Source organism: Novosphingobium sp. CCH12-A3 (assembly GCF_001556015.1).
Lineage (GTDB): Bacteria > Pseudomonadota > Alphaproteobacteria > Sphingomonadales > Sphingomonadaceae > Novosphingobium > Novosphingobium subterraneum.
The window spans coordinates 65,673-81,468 of sequence record NZ_LSIA01000242.1 but is presented as its reverse complement, the minus strand read 5'-3'; the positions used below and the strand labels follow the sequence as shown (position 1 = coordinate 81,468).

Annotated in this window: 16 protein-coding genes; 7 read left to right on the top strand and 9 right to left on the bottom strand. The window is 64.8% G+C overall.

Translation table 11 applies throughout. The features are described 5' to 3' along the window. Positions 1–68: 68 nt before the first annotated feature. Positions 69–1,688: a M28 family metallopeptidase gene (locus AX703_RS20145; protein ID WP_062346681.1), complete on the bottom strand. Its 1,620-nt coding sequence runs from the start codon at positions 1,686–1,688 to the stop codon at positions 69–71. A gap of 208 nt (positions 1,689–1,896) precedes the next feature. On the opposite strand from AX703_RS20145, the gene AX703_RS20140 reads away from it, so the two are divergent. Both AX703_RS20140 and AX703_RS20135 read left to right on the top strand, forming a co-directional pair. Continuing rightward, positions 1,897–4,755 carry a pitrilysin family protein gene (locus AX703_RS20140; protein WP_062346680.1) on the top strand — a complete coding sequence of 953 codons (2,859 nt, stop codon included), beginning with the start codon at positions 1,897–1,899 and terminating at the stop codon, positions 4,753–4,755. A gap of 154 nt (positions 4,756–4,909) precedes the next feature. Beyond that, on the top strand, positions 4,910–5,206 hold the full coding sequence (locus AX703_RS20135; RefSeq protein ID WP_062346679.1) for a hypothetical protein: 297 nt from the start codon (positions 4,910–4,912) through the stop codon (positions 5,204–5,206). A 58-nt stretch (positions 5,207–5,264) separates the two neighbouring features. On the opposite strand, the gene AX703_RS20130 is transcribed toward AX703_RS20135, so the two are convergent. The 8 genes from AX703_RS20130 to rpsU all read right to left on the bottom strand — a co-directional run bounded on the left by AX703_RS20130 (position 5,265) and on the right by rpsU (position 12,420). After that, positions 5,265–6,137 carry a hypothetical protein gene (locus tag AX703_RS20130; protein WP_062346676.1) on the bottom strand — a complete coding sequence of 291 codons (873 nt, stop codon included), beginning with the start codon at positions 6,135–6,137 and terminating at the stop codon, positions 5,265–5,267. Beyond that, positions 6,134–6,625, bottom strand: a complete 492-nt coding sequence (locus tag AX703_RS20125) for a hypothetical protein (RefSeq protein WP_156452143.1) — start codon at positions 6,623–6,625, stop codon at positions 6,134–6,136. Before AX703_RS20125 ends, AX703_RS20130 begins: the two co-directional genes overlap by 4 nt. 175 nt (positions 6,626–6,800) lie before the next feature. Continuing rightward, positions 6,801–8,294 (bottom strand): Asp-tRNA(Asn)/Glu-tRNA(Gln) amidotransferase subunit GatB, encoded by a 1,494-nt coding sequence (gatB, locus tag AX703_RS20120; RefSeq protein ID WP_062346672.1) that lies wholly within the window; start codon positions 8,292–8,294, stop codon positions 6,801–6,803. A 40-nt stretch (positions 8,295–8,334) separates the two neighbouring features. Then, positions 8,335–9,486, bottom strand: coding sequence for an acyltransferase (locus AX703_RS20115; protein WP_197423785.1), 1,152 nt, complete (start codon positions 9,484–9,486; stop codon positions 8,335–8,337). Continuing rightward, positions 9,480–10,964 carry an Asp-tRNA(Asn)/Glu-tRNA(Gln) amidotransferase subunit GatA gene (gene gatA / locus AX703_RS20110; protein WP_062346667.1) on the bottom strand — a complete coding sequence of 495 codons (1,485 nt, stop codon included), beginning with the start codon at positions 10,962–10,964 and terminating at the stop codon, positions 9,480–9,482. The genes AX703_RS20115 and gatA overlap by 7 nt, the downstream gene beginning before the upstream one ends. 118 nt (positions 10,965–11,082) lie before the next feature. Then, a complete protein-coding gene (gene gatC, locus AX703_RS20105; protein ID WP_039331689.1) occupies positions 11,083–11,385 on the bottom strand; it encodes an Asp-tRNA(Asn)/Glu-tRNA(Gln) amidotransferase subunit GatC in 303 nt (100 codons plus the stop codon). A gap of 101 nt (positions 11,386–11,486) precedes the next feature. Beyond that, the gene (locus tag AX703_RS20100) at positions 11,487–12,056 is read right to left on the bottom strand and encodes an FKBP-type peptidyl-prolyl cis-trans isomerase (RefSeq protein ID WP_039331687.1); all 570 of its coding nucleotides are present in this window, start codon (positions 12,054–12,056) and stop codon (positions 11,487–11,489) included. 157 nt (positions 12,057–12,213) lie between these two features. After that, positions 12,214–12,420, bottom strand: a complete 207-nt coding sequence (gene rpsU / locus AX703_RS20095; RefSeq protein ID WP_039331685.1) for a 30S ribosomal protein S21 — start codon at positions 12,418–12,420, stop codon at positions 12,214–12,216. Between the two features lie 185 nt (positions 12,421–12,605). Between rpsU and crcB the strand changes: the two genes are divergently transcribed. The 5 genes from crcB to AX703_RS20070 are packed head-to-tail and all read left to right on the top strand — an operon-like array spanning position 12,606 to position 15,796. Next, a complete protein-coding gene (gene crcB / locus AX703_RS20090; RefSeq protein ID WP_174544564.1) occupies positions 12,606–13,004 on the top strand; it encodes a fluoride efflux transporter CrcB in 399 nt (132 codons plus the stop codon). Then, positions 13,001–14,299, top strand: a complete 1,299-nt coding sequence (locus tag AX703_RS20085) for an RluA family pseudouridine synthase (RefSeq protein ID WP_062346665.1) — start codon at positions 13,001–13,003, stop codon at positions 14,297–14,299. Before crcB ends, AX703_RS20085 begins: the two co-directional genes overlap by 4 nt. Beyond that, a complete protein-coding gene (locus AX703_RS20080; protein WP_039331677.1) occupies positions 14,299–14,901 on the top strand; it encodes an FMN-binding negative transcriptional regulator in 603 nt (200 codons plus the stop codon). The genes AX703_RS20085 and AX703_RS20080 overlap by 1 nt, the downstream gene beginning before the upstream one ends. Next, positions 14,898–15,554 (top strand): HAD-IA family hydrolase, encoded by a 657-nt coding sequence (locus AX703_RS20075; RefSeq protein WP_062346663.1) that lies wholly within the window; start codon positions 14,898–14,900, stop codon positions 15,552–15,554. The genes AX703_RS20080 and AX703_RS20075 overlap by 4 nt, the downstream gene beginning before the upstream one ends. Continuing rightward, a complete protein-coding gene (locus AX703_RS20070) occupies positions 15,551–15,796 on the top strand; it encodes a hypothetical protein (RefSeq protein ID WP_156452142.1) in 246 nt (81 codons plus the stop codon). Before AX703_RS20075 ends, AX703_RS20070 begins: the two co-directional genes overlap by 4 nt.

The following is a 15,796-nucleotide window of genomic DNA, read 5'->3' as shown; positions in this document are numbered from 1 at the left end:
CGGGAGGGCCGCGAGACTTGGAGAGCGAAGCGAACCTGGTCGCAGCGGGGTGGGCACCCCGCGCAACGTCACTTCACTGGATCGGCGGCCTTCGCAGCCTTGGGCGCGAATTCCTTGCCGAAGAAGCTGCCTGCGTACCACTTCGGCCGTTCGGCCCCGTTGGCGAGCCCCATCACGGTGTAGTAGTTGACCTTGGCGAACAGCGCACCGGCATCCCAATTGAACGGCAGCTTCAGATCGTCGCTGGGCTGATGGTAGTGATCCTTCAGGAAGCTGCGGAAGGCCTTTTCGCCCGGCCCTTCGAAGCCGGTCATCATGAACACCGCGGGCACGCCCTGCTGCACGAAGCGGTAATGGTCCGAGCGGGTGAACAGCCCCTCCTCGGGCATCGGATCGGGCGAGAGCTTGATCCCCGCCTTTGTCGCCGCTTCGGCCACGACCTTGCCCATCGTCGAGTTTTCGGCACCGAAGGCAACGACATCGCTGAACATGTAGGTCAGCACCGGCATGTCGAAGTTGACGAGGCCTGTAACCTCACCCTTCACGACCGGGTTGCGCGCCAGATAGTCCGAGCCGATCAGACCGCCTTCTTCGCCGGTCAGCGCCGCGAACATCACCGAACGGCGGGGCTTCTCCTTCGCCACGGCACGCGCCACTTCGATCATCGTCGCCACTCCCGAGGCATTGTCCATGGCGCCGTTGTGCAGCGTGTCCTCGCCTTTCCCATGCACGCCGATGTGATCGAGATGCGCGGTCATGGCGATGAACTCGCCCGCAACCTGCGGGTCGCTTCCCGGCAACATGGCAACCACGTTCTCGCTGACCACGTCCTTCCACGTCTGCGCATAGGACAGGCTGGCGCGGGCTTTCATGGCAAAGCCCTTTGGCTTGCCGCCGGTCCTGTTGGCCTCTGCAAGAATCTTCGCCAGCGGCTTGCCCGATGCGGCGAACAACGGCGCGGCAGCATCGGGGTTGAGCGTCGCCCCGCCCTTGATACCCGGCGTGCGGCTGAAGGCCCTGCCATCAGCGCCGACCCAGCCCTTGGCCGGACCATCAGAAATCGCCACGCGCTTGTCCCACGGGCGGCGGGCGGTATCCTCGATCGTCGGCACGCTGATCACGCCGATCGCGCCGCGCTTCATCGCCATCATCGCCTTGTCGGAATTGAGGTGCGCGCCAAGCTCGCTCGGCGTGCCCTTGGGAAAGCCGGTCAGCACGACGACGATCTTGCCCTTTACGTCGAGGCCCTTGTAGTCGTTGAATCCAAGGTCCGGGCGGTCGAAACCGAAGCCTGCAAACACAAGCGGCGCTTCGAATGACACCTTGGCGTCGGTCAGGCTGGGCCGCACCAGCAGTTGCGCCGTATCGGACAGCACAGTCTCCTTGCCGCCATAAGTCAGCGCGAGCTTCGGCGCGCCATCCAGCCTTGCCTCGCGCACCGTCAGCTTCTGGAAGAATGAGCCATCGGCGGCGGCAGGCTTGAGCCCCAGCGCAATGAACTGCGAGGCAACGTAACTGGCGGCGATGTCGTAACCGCGGCTGCCGGTATCGCGCCCTTCCAGCAGATCGTCGGCCAGGAAGGTCACGTGCGCACGCACGGCCTGCGCATCGAACACCGGCTCCTCGGCCAGGGCAGGAATTGCTGCGCCAGACAGCAACAGCGCAGAAACAAGCAGCTTGACGTTCATCGGTCTCTCTTTGTCGTTTGTCGAAACGGATCGCGTGGCACCTGCCCATTGGGCACGCCCCACTTGCGCGCGCGAGCATGGGCACTAGAAAGTTTCCAATCAAACCAAATCTGGGGGCTGTGGCTAAGCCGACATTCAGGCTGGACCTGCTCTTCGACCTCGCACAACTCCGCAGCGCGCCTGTCCGCTGCCACTTCACGGGACACTCATGCAGCACAAACTTTCCGCCAGCCTGCTTGCCCTTGCCGCATCGACCGCGCTTGCATCACCTGCCCTTGCGCAGGAAGCAAAGCCTGCCCCGCTCTCCGACCTCGTCGCCAAGGTCCAGATTCCCTACGAAAGCTTCAAGCTCGACAACGGCCTGACCGTGCTGGTCAACACCGACCGCAAGGCTCCCGTGGTCGCGGTCTCGGTGTGGTACGGCGTCGGCTCGAAGAACGAGCCCAAGGGCAAGACTGGCTTTGCCCACCTGTTCGAACACCTGATGTTCAATGGCACCGAGAACGTGCCGGGTGATTTCTTCACGCCGCTGCAGCAGGTCGGCGCCACCGACGTCAATGGAACCACCTGGTTCGATCGCACCAACTACTTCGAGACCGTGCCCACCGCCGCGCTCGACATGGTGCTGATGATGGAATCGGACCGCATGGGCCACCTGCTCGGCGCGGTGACGCAGAAGGTGCTCGATAACCAGCGCGCCGTCGTCCAGAACGAAAAGCGTCAGGGTGACAACAATCCCTACGGCATCGTCGAGTACGAACAGCTCGAAAACCTCTACCCCTCGGGCCACCCCTACCATCACTCGACGATCGGCTCGATGGCCGACCTCGATTCGGCAAGCCTCGAGGACGTGAAGGGCTGGTTCACCGACCATTACGGGCCCAACAATGCGATCCTCGTCCTTTCGGGCGACATCGACGCGGCTACCGCAAAGGCCAAGGTCACCAAGTGGTTCGGGAACATCAAGCCGGGCCCGCAGGTCAAGCCGGTCAGCGCCCCGGTGCCGACGCTTCCCGCCACCGTCGCCAAGACGATCAAGGATCAGGTTGCCACCACGCGCATCTACCGCATGTGGGCCGTGCCCGGTCTCGACAACCCCGACTATCTGCCGCTCGATCTTGCCGCCTCGGTGCTGGGCGGCCTCGCCTCTTCGCGCCTCGACGACGCGCTGGTGCGTGAACAGAAGGTCGCCGTTGCGGTTTCGGCCGATGCCGAAGTGTTCGCGCAGGCCGCGCAGTTCGTGATCAAGGCCGATGTCACGCCGGGGCAGGACCCGGCCAAGGTCGCTGCCGCGCTCGATGCCGAAATCGCGAAGTTCATCAAGGACGGCCCGACGCAGGACGAACTGCTGCGCGCCGCAACCTCTGCCACCGCCAACGAGATCCGAGGGCTGGAGCGCACCGGCGGCTTCAACGGCAAGGCGCCGACACTGGCCGAGGGCCTGCTCTACAACGGCACCCCCGAGCATTACCGGCAGGAGCTTGATCGCACCGCCAAGATGACGCCCGCCGAGGTCAAGGCCGCGCTGGGCAAGTGGCTGACCCGCCCCGCCTTCGCGCTGACGGTGGAGCCGGGCGAGCGCACCGAAGGCGGCGAAGCGCGTGGCGGCTTCTACACCAACGGCGCAACCGGCATGCGGCCCGCCTACTTCCGCGATCCCGACATGCCGGCCAAGGGCGTGCCTGCCCCGGCAGTTGCGGGCGCGGACCGTTCGAAGCTGCCCGCCGTCGGCCAGCTTGCGCCGCTCGACTTCCCGGCGATCCAGCGCGCGACGCTCAAGAACGGCATTCCGGTCTATTTCGCCAAGCGTTCCGAAGTGCCGACCGTCTCGGTCCGCGTCAGCTTCGATGCCGGCTATGCCGCCGATCCGAAGTCGGCGCTCGGCACCGAATCGCTTCTGCTCAGCCTGATGGATGAAGGCACGCAGAAGCTCTCGGGCTCGGAATTCGCGCGTGAGCGTGAACGCCTCGGCGCCAACATCTCGCTCTCGGCAACCAGCGACCTGACCTCGTTCCAAGTTGATGCGCTCTCGCCCAACCTCGGTGCATCGCTCGGCCTGCTTGCAGACGTGGTGCGCCGTCCGTCGCTGGCTCCGGCGGACCTCGAGCGCGTGCGCACCCAGCAGCTCACGGCGATCTCGGCCGAGATGAAGAGCCCGCAGGCGCTCGCCGCCCGAGTGCTCGTGCCAACGCTCTACGGCAGCCACCCCTATGCCTTCCCGTCGAGCGGCCTGGGCGATGCCGAAGTGGTCAAGAAGCTGACGCGCGAAGACCTGCTGGCCTTCCACGCCCGCTGGTTCCGCCCGGATACCGCGCGCATCTTCGTGGTGGGAGACACCACGCTCGATGCGGTGGTCAAGATGCTGGATGACAGCTTCGGCAACTGGCCTTCGAACCGCATGGCCCGCCCGGTGAAGGACTTCTCCGCCGCGGTCCCGGCCCAGAAGTCGCGCGTGATCCTCGTCGACCGCCCCGGCTCGCCGCAGTCGTTCATCATGGCCGGCAAGGTGATCGACGCCAAGGGCACCGATGACACCGTCGCGCTGAACACCGCCAACGACATCCTGGGCGGCAACTTCCTCGGCCGCATCAACATGAACCTGCGCGAAGCCAAGGGCTGGACCTATGGCGCCTACAACGGCGTCAGCGAACCGCTCGACAAGGTCCGTTTCCAGGTCATCGCCCCGGTCCAGACTGACCGCACCGGCGATTCCCTGGTCGAGATCAAGCGCGAGATCGACGAGTACGGCAGCACCAAGGGCGTGACCGCAGAGGAGCTGGACTGGTCGACCAAGGGCAGCGCCCGCGAACTGCCCGGCATGTTCGAGACCAGCGCCGCGGTGCTCGATGGCCTTGCCAAGATCGTCAACTACCAGCGCCCGGATGACTTCTACGAGACGCTTTCCGCGCGCTACGGCAAGATGACCGCCGCCGAGGTGGACAAGGCGTTCCGCTCGAAGATCAACTCGGACGGCATGGTCTGGGTCGTGGTCGGCGATGCCGCCAAGGTGAAGCCGCAGCTCGACAAGTTCGGCCTGCCGGTGGAGGAAATGGCCGCGCCGAAGTAAGCTTTCGCATCTCGAATCGGATTGGGGGGCGTGCGGCCAGCGCGCCCCTTTTTTCGTGCCGCCAACCGGGGCAACGCTTCGTCACGAGGCCTGCCTTGCTATTGACACGTTTGTAGATAGACTTCGCTCAGCACACCATAATGGGAGAGCATCAATGTCCGTTGCCGGCACCTACAATTGCGTGACCCACACCCCGATGGGCGACCAGACCAGCACCTTCACCGTCAACGTCGATGGCGACAGCTTCACCGGCACCAACGCCGGCCAGATGGGCTCGATGGAAGTCGAGAACGGCAAGGTCGATGGCAACACGCTGACCTGGCAAATGAAGATGACCGTGCCCATGCCGATGACGCTGGATTGCACCGCAACGATCGAGGGCGACACCCTGACCGGTAAGGTCACGGCAGGCATGTTCGGCACATTCCCGATGGAAGGGACGCGGGTCTGAACTTTCCAGATTGCAAAACGGGGGAGCGGGCACAAAGCCCGACTCCCCACGCGGAATTTCAGGGCGCTGCAGGCGGCGCCGAAGCGGTGAGATCAACCACCTTGTCCCGGTCATAGCGCATGACGCCTGCGATGGCGGTCAATCGGTCCACTTCCAGACCGAACCAGTTGGGCATGCGACTTACCGGAGTGAAACGCGCTGGAACGATCTTGTCGGCGGGAATGCGTGGATCACTGACCGCTGCGGGCTCAAAAGCGAGCAAGGTCGGACCTTCGGGCAGGTCGAGCGTCGTCTTGATACGCTGCTCCTTGGGGCCTTTCAGCGAATCCAAAGCCGGCAGCTTCATCTTGCCAAGCGAGGTGACCTTGCCCGCTTCGGCGCGGAAGGCAACTGTACCAAGACAGGCACAAGTTCCTCCAGGGACGCCAAATCCGACGTTGCCATAAAACGTGTATTCGCCTGGCTCGACTTCCTGAAGGTAAACCGACGCGCCGCCGTTGGCTTTGGCAAAGCGATTCTGCGGCCCGATATATACGGGATGGACCTGCTCATACGGCGGCCATGGAAAGTTGGCGTCAGTCGGCTCCTGGGGTTCCTTCGGCCGATCGGCCCCCTGGATTTTTGCCAGAGCTGCGATGGTGCGTTCCCAGTCTGCATGCTTCTTGACCCACTTGGCATGCTCCTTGGCCAGTTCGGACGCGCGCTTGGCCTCATGCCTCGCTGCCTCATCGGCCGACGGTCTGCGCATCAGCAGCGGGCTGACCTGATAATCTGCCTGTACGAGGACATAGGCCTTGGCAGGATCGAAGACGACTTGCGGCTTGTCCGCCATTGCCGCGGTGACCCATCGTTCTTCATCATCTGCAGCTTGCGCAACAGCGGGCAGAAGGGCGAATGCCGCCGCTACAGCAATTGTTCTGAATGTGCTCACAGCCCGAGATCCTTTCCTGCCGGAGCCGCACCCGAAGCGACCTTTGCTTGCTGCGCCAACAGTTTCTGACGCTCGCCCTCCTTCACCCCATCAAGCCCCTCTTCGAAGTTGAACGGCTCCCACTTCTCCTTGGCGAGGCCATAGCGAGAATAGCCCTTGTAATGCATGCAGCGGCGCATGTTGACGCGGCGCAGGCGGCGCTTTTCGGCTGAGCCAAAGATTGCGGCAACCAGCGCATTGCCGATCGCGCCCCCCACTGCCCCCGCCATTGTGTACTGATACGGGTATGAAGCCTGCTGATAGCGGTAGCCCGAATCCAGGCCCCGCGCGAGATTGTCACACTCGCGGATGTCAGTCAGCGCCTCTGCAAATGAGGTTTCTGACCGGTTGAAAACGTAGTACTTGTCGAAATCAGCTTCGATCAGCGGTGTTGTTTTAAAGTCAAGGTCCGGCATCGGCACACTGGCCTCGTCCGGAATTGCCGTCATTACGTCAGCTTTTGCTACTTCCTGCGCACTTGCGCAGACCGGACCTGCCGAAACCAGCGCGCAGGCAAGAACCGCCCCAATTGTCTTCATGCATAGACCCCCACCGCTGCACTTCGCAGCCATGGGCGATGCTAACGATACAGGACAAGCCCCGCAATGGGGCCGTCCCACAATATCACCCCAGCTTCTTCTTCAACAGTTCGTTGACGACGCCGGGGTTGGCCTTGCCCTGCATCGCCTTCATCGTCTGGCCGACGAAGAAGCCGAACAGGGCTTCCTTGCCCGCCTTGTACTGTTCGACCTTGTCGGCGTTGGCTGCAAGGATGCCGTCGATCGCGGCTTCGATGGCGCCGGTGTCGGAGGTCTGCTTGAGGCCTTCGCGCTCGACGATGGCGGCAGCGCCGTCGCCGCTTTCCAGCATCTTTTCCAGCACCTGCTTGGCGATGGAGCCCGAAATCGTGCCGTCGGCGATCAGAGCGAGCAGTTCGGCCCCTGCTGCCGGGCTGATCGGCGAATTGTCGAGGCCCTTGCCGAGCTTGTTCAATGCGCCGAACAGTTCGGAGATCAGCCAGTTGGCCGCCTGCTTGGCGACATCGGCTTCGCTCTTCTTCGCCTTTGCCGCGGTTTCGGACAGCAGCACTTCGAACCAGCGCGCGGTTTCGACATCGGCCGTCAGGACACCGGCATTGTAGGCCGAGAGGCCCAGCGCGGTCTCGTAGCGGTGGCGCTTGGCGTCGGGCAGTTCCGGCAGGCTCGCGCGGCAATCCTCGAGGAAGGCATCATCGAGTTCGAGCGGCAGCAAATCGGGATCGGGGAAGTAGCGATAGTCGTGCGCGTCTTCCTTGGAGCGCATCGAGCGGGTCTCGTTGCGGTCAGGATCGTAGAGGCGCGTTTCCTGCACCACCGTGCCGCCATCCTCGATCAGGGCAACCTGGCGCTTGGCCTCCTGTTCGACCACGGCCATGACGAAGCGGACCGAGTTGACGTTTTTGGTTTCGGTACGAGTACCGAAAGGCTCTCCGGGGCGGCGGACCGAGACATTGACGTCGGCGCGCATGGAACCCTGGTCCATGTTGCCATCGCACGAGCCGACATAGCGCAGGATCGTGCGCAGCTTCGAAAGGTACGCTCCAGCCTCGGCCGGGGAGCGCATGTCCGGACGGCTGACGATCTCCATCAGCGCGACGCCGGAGCGGTTGAGATCGACATAGGACATCGTCGGGTGCTGATCGTGCATCAGCTTGCCGGCGTCCTGCTCCACGTGAATCCGCTCGATCCCGATCGTCTTGGTCGATTCCGGGTTCTTGTCGTCAAGCTGGATCTCGATGGAGCCCTCACCGACGATCGGATGGTAGAGCTGGCTGATCTGGTAGCCCTGCGGAAGATCGGCGTAGAAGTAGTTCTTGCGATCGAACCGCGACCACTTGTTGATCTGCGCGTTGATGGCCATGCCGGTGCGCACCGCCTGGCGGATGCACTCCATGTTCGGCACGGGAAGCATGCCCGGCATTGCCGCATCGACGAGGCTGACCTGCGTGTTCGGCTCGGCCCCGAAAGCGGTGGCCGCGCCCGAGAACAGCTTGGCATTCGAAGTGACCTGCGCGTGGACTTCGAGGCCGATCACGACCTCCCATTCGCCGGTTGCGCCCTGGATACGATATTCGCTCATGATCCGCCCGATAAGGTGTGAGGGATGGGTTGGAAAGGGGTCAAATCGCCGGCCTGGGCACCGGTCGCCCAGCCACGCGGCGCGACCAGCTGCGCGCCGGTTGCTCGATCAGCCTGGCAAAAGGCACGGCGACGATCAGGCACAGTGCCATGATGAGAAGTTTCATGCTGTCAGCTTGCCAAGCCGGGCCGGTCAGGGCGTCTGCCCCGCCAATGGTGGAATCGGCAATCATCAGCCCCAGGCGCGGCTGGAACACGGCCAGCAGATCGAACACGCGGCCGATCACGAAGACGTGGACCATGTAGAGCGCATAGGACATCGTTCCGAGCCACTGGAATGGCGCTGCGCACAGCAGGCGCGAAATGAGCCCGCGCTGGAGTGCGGCCAAGGCCACCAGCGCAGTGGCGGCAAGATCGAAGGCGATGAGACTGCCGCTGCCCCAAAGCACCGCGCCAAGAGCGAGGAGCGCAGCCCCTTCCAGCGCGGTCGCCAGGGAGACCGGCAGGGTCGGCGGCGTCGAGCGTTGGTAAGCGCGATGAAGAGCGAGGCCCAGGCCGAACCCGGCAATGCCGCGCCCGATGTTGGACGCCAGGCCGTAGAACGGTCCGCCAAGCGCAACGTATGTCAGCACGGCCACGGCCAGCGCCAACCACGCCATCCAGCTGCGCTGTCCGCCCGCGCGCCAGCCTGCGGCCGCAAGCAGGTAAAGCAACATCTCCACCGATACCGACCAGCTTGGGTGGTTCCAGATGACACCCAGCGAAGGCACCACGCCCTGCAGCAGCAGGTAGGCAATCGGCAGGTCGGCCGGATCGGCCGCCCCCGCCATCAGGCCATGGGTGCGCAACTCCGGCCGCATCAGCCCCAGCGCCAGCATCGACAGCGCGAAAACGGTGAGCATCGCCGCATGCAGCGGCCACACGCGGCCCCAGCGCAGCCAGATGAAGCGGGAGAACGAAAAGCCTGCCGAGAGCTTCGCGCCATAGGACGCGGCGATGACGAAGCCCGACAGCACGAAGAACAGGTCGACCATGCGGCCGAAGTTCGCATCGAACCCCGCAGCGGAAATGCCAGCCACGGCGGGGATATGGTGAAACACCACCCCCAGCGCCGCAAGACCGCGCAAGGCATCGAGGACGGGATAGCGCAAGGGCTTGGCTGCGCTGCTCCCGTCGGTCGACTGGCTTACCACCACTTCTCCGGTCGTGCGGTGAACTGCGCGCGCTGTTCGATGGCAAGGCTGGCGTTGAGCACGCCCTGCTCGTCGAACGCCTTGCCGATGACCTGAAGACCGAGCGGCAAGCCGTTGCGGTCAAGCCCGGCGGGCACCGACATCGCCGGAAGGCCGGCAAGGCTGGCGGGCACCGAGAACACGTCGTTCAGGTACATCTCCAGCGGATCGGCGCTCTTTTCTCCCAGCGCAAAGGCTGAGGACGGCGCGGTCGGGACGAGGATCACGTCGACGTCTATGAACGCGTTGGTGAAGTCCCGCGAGATCAGGGTGCGGACCTTCTGCGCCTGCGTGTAGTAGGCGTCGTAGAAGCCGGCCGAAAGCACATAGGTGCCGATCATGATGCGGCGCTTCACTTCCGGGCCGAAGCCGGCAGCGCGGGTGGCAGCGTACATGTCCTGCAGGCCGGCACCGTCGGGCAGATCGCGCAGGCCGTAGCGCACGCCATCATAGCGGGCGAGGTTCGACGAAGCTTCGGCAGGAGCGATGATGTAATAGGTCGGCAGCGCGTACTTCGTGTGCGGCAGCGAGATTTCGACGATCTCGGCGCCCGCGTCCTTCAGCCAGGCGATGCCGTCGTCCCACGACCTGGCCACGTCCGGGTCCATGCCATCAAGGCGGTATTCGCGCGGGATACCGACCCTCTTGCCCCGCATGTCGGCGTTGAGGCCTTCGGTCCATTCGGGCACCGGCAGGTTGAGACTGGTCGAATCCTTGGGATCGAATCCGGCCATGGCTTCGAGCATGATCGCGCAGTCGGTCACGTCGTGGGCCATCGCGCCTGCCTGATCGAGCGAGGAGGCGAAGGCGACGACGCCCCAGCGCGAGCAGCGGCCATAGGTCGGCTTGATGCCGGAAATGCCGGTAAAGGCGGCAGGCTGGCGGATCGAGCCGCCGGTGTCGGTGCCGGTGGCGGCAGGGGCGATGCGCGCGGCGACGGCAGATGACGAACCACCCGACGAGCCGCCGGGGGCCAGCGGCGCCGTGTCACCCGGACGGCGCCAGGGCGAGATCACGTTGCCGAAAGCGCTGGTCTCGTTCGAGGAGCCCATCGCGAACTGATCGAGGTTGAGCTTGCCGAGCATGCCCGCGCCCGCGTCCCACAGCTTCTGCGAAACGGTCGACTCATACTCGGGCTTGAAGCCTTCGAGGATCTTCGAGGCGGCGGTGGTCTGCGTGCCCTTGGTGGCAAACAGGTCCTTCATGCCGATCGGCACGCCAGCCATCTTGCCCAGTACCTTGCCCGCCGAACGGTCTGCATCGACCTTTGCAGCGGCTTCCAGCGCCTTTTCGGGCGTGGTGACGATGAAGGCGTTCAGGGCAGGCTGTGCTGCCTCTACCGCCGCGTTGAACGCGGTGGCGACTTCGGTGGCGGTAAACTCGCCCTTGGCCACGCCATCGCGGATGGCGGCAATGCCGAGATCAGTAAGGTTGGTCATCAGTTCGTCAATCCGGGGCTTGCGCAAGCGTGCTTCGACAGGCTCAGCACGAGCGGGAACAGGAGTTCATCCCAAGACCGCTCATCCTGAGCCTGTCGAAGGATGGGAGCAGAACGCTTCACTCGATCACCTTGGGCACGCCGAAGAAGCCATGTTCTGGCGCGGGCGCGTTGGCCAGCACCGCATCGCGGATATCGCCGCCGGTCAGCGGATCGGCGTTGACCACGTCATCGCGCAGGCGCTGGTGGTTGGGGATGACGGCGGTCATCGGCTCGATCCCGGTCACGTCGACTTCGCCGAGCTGTTCGACCCAGGCGAGGATGCCGTTGAGTTCGGGGACCATCGCGTCAAGCTCGGCCTCGGTAACCTTGATGCGGGCCAGCGAGGCGATCTTCGCCACCGTGGCGGTATCTACGGACATGGCGGATACTCTTATCGGAAAGAAAAAAGGAACGCCGCGCGCTACCAGAGCGCACGGCGTGCTTCAAGCCGAGGCCGCCCAATGAGGGCGCCCGGCCAGGATCAGGGTTGCGGAGCGCCTTCGGGCATCGGCACGCCGCCCGGAGCGCCGCCTTCTGCGCCACCGGCCCCGCCCTGCATGCGCTGCATCTGTTCGAGCATCATGCGCTGCTGCTGGATTTCGGCAGCGCTGCGGAAATCGAGCAGTTCGATCTCGAAGACGAGGTCGGAATTGGCGGGGATCACCACTTCGCCGGTCTGCGGATTGCGCTTTTCCTCGGCGCCATAGGCCTTCTCGGACGGGATCTCGAGGACGTACTTGCCGCCCTTCTGCATCTTCGAAAGGCCCTCGGAGAAGCCAGGGATCACGGTCTCGAGCGGGAGGACCGCGTTCTGGCCCCGGTCGAATTCCTTGCCGCTGGCGAGACGCCCGACATAGTTGATCAGCGCGACATCAGCCTTGGTCGGCGAAGCGCCGGTGCCGGCCTTGACCGTCTCGATCTCGATGCCCTGATAGCGGGTGGCATAGGCCACGCCCGAACCGAGCAGGACTGCGGCAATGACGCCGAGCCAGATCTTGCCGACGGAGCCCTTGGCAACGGGCTGGAGCGGAACGCGGGTGATTTCCGACATGCTTTCCCCCTGGAGCGCGATTCGCCCGAATCGCGCCGGATGATTCGAATGACCTGACCGAAGCCCACGAAAAAGGGCGCCGGAGTGCGGCGCCCTCTTGGCCCATCAGGGCGCTTACGGCAAGTAGCCAGATGGAGCGTTTCCGCCCCGATCCGTCTTACTTGACGCCGTCACGCTCCTGGCGCTTGCGCTCGAGCTTGCGGGCGCGGCGAACCGCGGCAGCCTTCTCGCGAGCGCGCTTTTCCGAGGGCTTCTCGAAGTGACGACGCAGCTTCATTTCGCGATACACGCCTTCACGCTGCAGCTTCTTCTTGAGTGCACGAAGAGCCTGGTCGACGTTGTTATCGCGAACGAGAATCTGCATAAACCGCTACACCTCAATCTGACGGCGAGAGCCCGCGAAACCGGCGGGAGTCACCTTGAATCTGGAAACACAAAGCAAGCCGAATCCGTACAGGACCGGCCCGAACGGGAGCGCCATTAGTCAAAACGCCCCACAAAGGCAAGCAAAGTCGTGCATTTTGCAGGCCACGGGGTTAAGGGCGGCGGATGAACTCTCCCAATACATTGACGGCAACTGCCCTCGTCGCCCTTGGTGGCGGCATCGGCGCCATGCTGCGCTATCATGCGGGGCGCGCCGTAACTGCGTTTTCCGGTCCCAACACCGTGTTCCCATGGGGCACTTTCCTGATCAACGTCAGCGGCAGCCTGCTGATGGGGCTGCTGGCCGGATGGCTGGCGCGGCAGGACGGCAGCGAATCGCTGCGCCTGCTGCTGGGCGTCGGCGTGCTTGGGGGCTTCACCACCTTCTCTGCCTTCAGCCTTGAAACGGCGATGCTGATGCAGCGCGGACTTTATGGCATGGCCGGCTTCTATGCCCTGGGCTCGCTGCTTGGCGGCGTGGCCGGGCTGTTCCTTGGCCTTTCGATGATGCGAGGTGCAGCATGAGCCGCGGCAAGGTTCCGGACGACAACGTCCGCCAGTTCACCGTGGGCCGCGACGATGCGGGCGCGCGTCTGGACCGCTGGTTCAAGCGTCACCTGCCACAGGTCGGCTTTGCCACCGTTTCGCGCTGGGCCCGCACCGGGCAGATCCGCGTCGATGGCAAGCGCGCCGATGTCGATACCCGGCTTGAAGCGGGCCAGACCTTGCGTGTCCCTCCCGGCAATGCCACGCCGGTAGGCGCCGGGATCAAGGGCCAGCGCGTGCGCAAGCCGCTGACCGAAGAACAGATCCAGCTTGCCGAATCGATGGTGCTGGAAAAGGACCGCGCCGCGATCGTGCTCAACAAGCCGCCGGGCCTGGCAACGCAAGGCGGCAGCGGCACGCACGAGCATGTCGACGGGCTGCTCGATGCCTATGCCGCCGATGGCGAACCGCGCCCGCGTCTGGTCCACCGGCTCGACAAGGACACGTCGGGCGTCCTGCTGATCGCGCGTACGCCCGGCAGCGCGGCGTTCTTCTCCAAGCACTTCTCGGGCCGTTCGGCACGCAAGATCTACTGGGCGCTGGTCGTCGGCGTGCCCGAAGTGAAGGACGGGCTGATCGAACTGCCCCTGGCCAAGCAGCCGGGCACGGGCGGTGAGAAGATGATGGTCGATGAAAGCGGCCAGGGCCAATCGGCGCGCAGCCGCTACCGCGTGATCAGCCGCGCCGGCAATTCGGCCTCGTGGGTCGAACTGCAACCGCTGACGGGCCGTACCCACCAGCTGCGCGTGCACATGGCGGCGATCGGGCACCCGATCGTCGGCGATGGCAAGTACGGCGGGCAGGCCGCGTTCCTGACCGGCACGATCAGCCGCAAGATGCACCTCCACGCCCGCCGCCTGCGGATCGAGCATCCCGAGGGTGACCTGATCGACGTGACCGCCCCCCTGCCCGCGCACTTCGCCGCGAGCATGGCTAGCCTCGGCTTCTACGAGGAAGACGGTGACCTGCCGCTGGAAGCGCCAAAGCTGCTGGACGAGAAGACCTTCCAGAAGCGCGCGGCCAAGCAGCATGCCAAGGAATACCGCAAGGAACGCCGGGGCGAACGCCGCAAGCGCGCGGACGGCGAAAAGGGCGCGGGCAGTGCCGGACGCAAGCCCACCGGCAAGCGGGCCGCTTCTGCGAAGGGCACAGCTCCCAAGAGCAGTGCGGTGAAGAAGGGACCTGCCAAGCCTGCAGGAAAGGCCGCCGGCAAGCCAGCTGCGGCGCGTAGAGCGCCGGCGGGCAAGCCCGCACCCAGAGCACGGAAGGACTGATGCACCCCAACCCGTCCTTCCGGCACGACGACCGCGACCTGTTCGAGGCGCTGATTGCCGAGATCGGGTTCGGGATGGTCTTTGCCACGGTGCCGGACGGGCCGCGCGTCGCCCATGTGCCACTGCATTCCACGGGGGACGGCGCGGTACAGTTCCACCTCGCACGCGGCAATGCTCTCACAAAACATCTCGACGGGATGATGGCGCTGGCGGTGGTCAACGGGCCGGATGGCTACGTCAGCCCCCGCTGGTATGCCGACCCGGCGCAAGTGCCGACGTGGAACTACGTTGCGCTCGAGATGGAAGGTAGGGTGCGGAGAATGGATCAGGACGGGTTGCGAGGGCTTCTCGAAACGGTCTCCGATGCGCACGAGGCACGGCTGTCCGAGGGCACGCCCTGGACGATGGACAAGATGCCGGAGGACAAGCTGCGTGCGATGATGGGCGGCATCGTCGGCTTCGAGATGGAAGTGCTGGCATGGCGACCGACCTTCAAGCTATCGCAGAACAAGAGCGCCGACGAGCGCGCACGCGTGGCGGCCGGGCTTGAGGCAGAGGGCTCGCCGGCCATTGCCGAACTGATGCGGAGGCTTGTTTCTTGAAGCTGGCCATATTCGATTGCGACGGCACGCTGGTCGATAGCCAGGCCGACATCTGCGCGGCAATGGACGCGGCGTTCAAGGCGGCGGGCCTGATACCGCCCGAACGCCAGCTGACCCGCCGCGTCGTCGGCCTTTCGCTGCACGAGGCGATGCGTCAGTTGCACCCTGAGGGCGAGCACCACGAGCATGCCAGCCTGACCGAGCTTTACAAGGACGCCTTCCGCGCGCGGCGGGCAGCAGGCGCCGTCGCAGAGCCGCTTTACGAGGGCATTGCCGGGCTGATCGAGGAGCTGGCCGGGCAAGGCTGGCAGCTTGCCGTCGCCACCGGCAAGTCGGACCGGGGCCTGGCCCATTGCCTCGCCACCCATGGGCTGACCGGCCACTTCGTCTCGTTGCAGACTGCGGACCGGCACCCTTCCAAGCCCGACCCTTCGATGATCGAACAGTGCATCGCCGATGCCGGCGCGGATCGTGCGCGCACGGCAATGATCGGCGATACCGTTTATGACATCCACATGGGCGTGAACGCGGGCGTGCGATCGTTCGGCGTGGACTGGGGCTATCACGAGACCGAGGAACTGATCGAGGCCGGGGCCGAGGCGGTAGCGACGAGCATCGAGGACTTGCGTGCCCTGCTGGGGAGAATTGCATGAGCGATCCTGCGCCCAGAGACCCGGCCCGAGACCCGGCAATGGGGCGCTATTTCGCGCTGCAGGTGGTGCGGCTGTCCGGCGCGCTGCTGGTGCTGCTGGGCGTACTGGTGCAGGCTGGCAAGGGACCGGGGCCGCTGGCTGCGCTCCCGCCGATTGCAGGCATCGTCCTGGCTCTCGTCGGCCTGTGGGACTTCTTCTTCCTGCCGCGCATCGTGGCGCGGCGATGGCGTACTCCGGAATAG